Source organism: Caproicibacter fermentans (assembly GCF_009746625.1).
GTDB classification, from domain to species: Bacteria; Bacillota; Clostridia; order Oscillospirales; family Acutalibacteraceae; genus Caproicibacter; species Caproicibacter fermentans.
The window spans coordinates 1-2,161 of sequence record NZ_VWXL01000028.1 but is presented as its reverse complement, the minus strand read 5'-3'; the positions used below and the strand labels follow the sequence as shown (position 1 = coordinate 2,161).

Genomic DNA, 2,161 nt, shown 5'->3' with positions numbered 1-2,161 from the left:
TTTATCTTTAGCAGGCGGATGTCTAACATGATGCGATTGCCGATTGTAACAGGAAAGTTTACTCATTTGACACCGCCTGACGTCTAACACGTTGCGATAATCTTACGAATCTGTTCGTAAATATCCTGTTCCGTGAATAAATCGCCGATCCTTTGACCGCCAAATTGCTTTAAGATTTCTTCCTCAGCTTTAGCTGAAATTTCACGAAAAGCACTTTCCCGCAACTGCTGAACATAATTTTCATCAATAATCATATTGCTTTCCTTTCTGCTCAAATGTCTACCCGGTTTCTGAATAGAGCAGACATCTTGCCGTTGAACTCTGGATAATTGCTCACGCAAACGATAGTTTTCATCCTTTAAAGCTTCCAACTCCAACAACTGCAAAATCAGATTTTCTTTATCTTTCTGCAGACGTTGAATTTCCAAACGCAGCTGTCTGGTTTTGTCCTTCGGTTCTGTACCCATGCCGCAATGGCCTTCGGGCAGCTTTTTGGCTGCCCGAAGGCTCATGATGCGTTCTTTCAGGATAGGATGATTGTAAAGCGTAGCCTTTGATACACCGGCTTCCACAGCCACGGTACTGAAATTGATAGATTTGTTTTTAGCTCGTTTTAGGCGATCAATTGCTGTGTTGACTCTGGCAACCGTTTCACATCTTTTTCTGTCAGCACAGATTTTCAAACCTTCCGTATTTCTTCGAATTTCTTTCTTAACCATTGATCTGTACCTCCAAACTTTCTACCAAAGGCTTTAAATATCTGTACTTGACATATTGACGCTGCCAGTCTCTTTCGCGGCCTAATGCCTGAAACCGTGTCATCTCCTGTTCCATCAAATCCAATTCCGTACGCAGCACCGGATAAAAACTGGCCTCCGTAACGTAGTTGGGGCAGTTGTAAAAAAAACAACCATCTCCATCCGTGCAGTTGCCCCGCCTGAAATCATACAGGCACACGCCATTTGGCAAAGGGTTGAAGCTCATGGATTTAGACAGTTGCGAGACAACATCCTCAATTTCCTGTTCTGTTCGCCCTTTAAAGCATGCATCCAATTTGCCGCGTATTTCAGCGGCTCTCAACCCAGCCAGCTTCGCTTTGGGGCTCAAAATCACCTCCGAATAGATTTCTTTTACTTCTTCTTCCTGCAAGGTGAGGTAGTGCGAAGTCATCTCAATGGAAACATGGGCAAACTGTTTCATAATATAGGCAATGGGCATTTTACGCTTGATCAGTTCACGCACATAAGTGGCCCTGAATTGATGACTTGTCAGCGGATAAAGGTTACCCTGGTTATCCCGGATATCCCAGCGCCTGATAAACGGCTTGAGGCGCATGACTCCATACAGATCAGTTTTGTATACGACGACCTTGTTGTGAAAAGGTTGGGATCTGGTTAAAAACAACTCATGGAGGCCGCTTTCCTGTCTTAACGGTTCGGAGTAATCGCTTAGTTCCTGAATGACGTCCTGTACCAATTGGTTGATAAAAACCTTGTGTACAACCGGTTCCGCCCGTTCCGTCTTGCTCAGCAGGACTTCCATATAGGAGTGACCGTCATCAGTGACATGAACGCAGCCATCCCGGATGGAAAGGACCTCATTGATCCGCAGGCCGGTCTGACTTTGAATGATGATCCCTGCTTTTGTCAGAATATCCGTTTCCCTGTTCACTGCGTAAAAGAGGATTTTATTGAAAATTTCCTCCGGAATCGGTTTGAATTTATCTGCTTTTGGACCCCACGTACTTCTGGAACCCCAAAGGTCGCTGGCAGATGCCTGCAGAAAAAGATTATCCTGTGTAACAGCCCATCCCTTGATTTGCCCGATCTGTATAATCTGCTGCACAATGCGGGAACGCTTGAAGCCGACTGTCTGCTTGTATTGCCTGGCATCCTTCAGCCACAGTGCATAATCCAAAAATATTTCTTTGGTGATTTCCCGAAAGCTACCGATGCTGTTGAGCTTACAGTATTCGATAAATGCCGGCAGAACGCCATTGATCTCATGGTGAACAGAAAAGGGTTTGATCTGGCTAAGCCTGTAGTAGGCAAATTGTTTTACGACCCATTTCATTTCTTCATTTTCGATGTATCCGAAACGGATATGTTTATGTGTGCTGGCCAGATTTTTTCGTGGAATAAAGGGCGACATATCCCACATA

General features: G+C 44.7%; 2 protein-coding genes. Both read right to left on the bottom strand.

What is annotated here, in order from left to right:
• Window positions 1-83: 83 nt before the first annotated feature.
• Window positions 84-719 carry a DUF6262 family protein gene (locus tag CAFE_RS05665; protein WP_066648570.1) on the bottom strand — a complete coding sequence of 212 codons (636 nt, stop codon included), beginning with the start codon at window positions 717-719 and terminating at the stop codon, window positions 84-86.
• On the bottom strand, window positions 712-2,161 hold a 1,450-nt coding region (locus CAFE_RS05660), incomplete at its 5' end, for a tyrosine-type recombinase/integrase (RefSeq protein WP_156990054.1). The genes CAFE_RS05665 and CAFE_RS05660, both read right to left, overlap by 8 nt.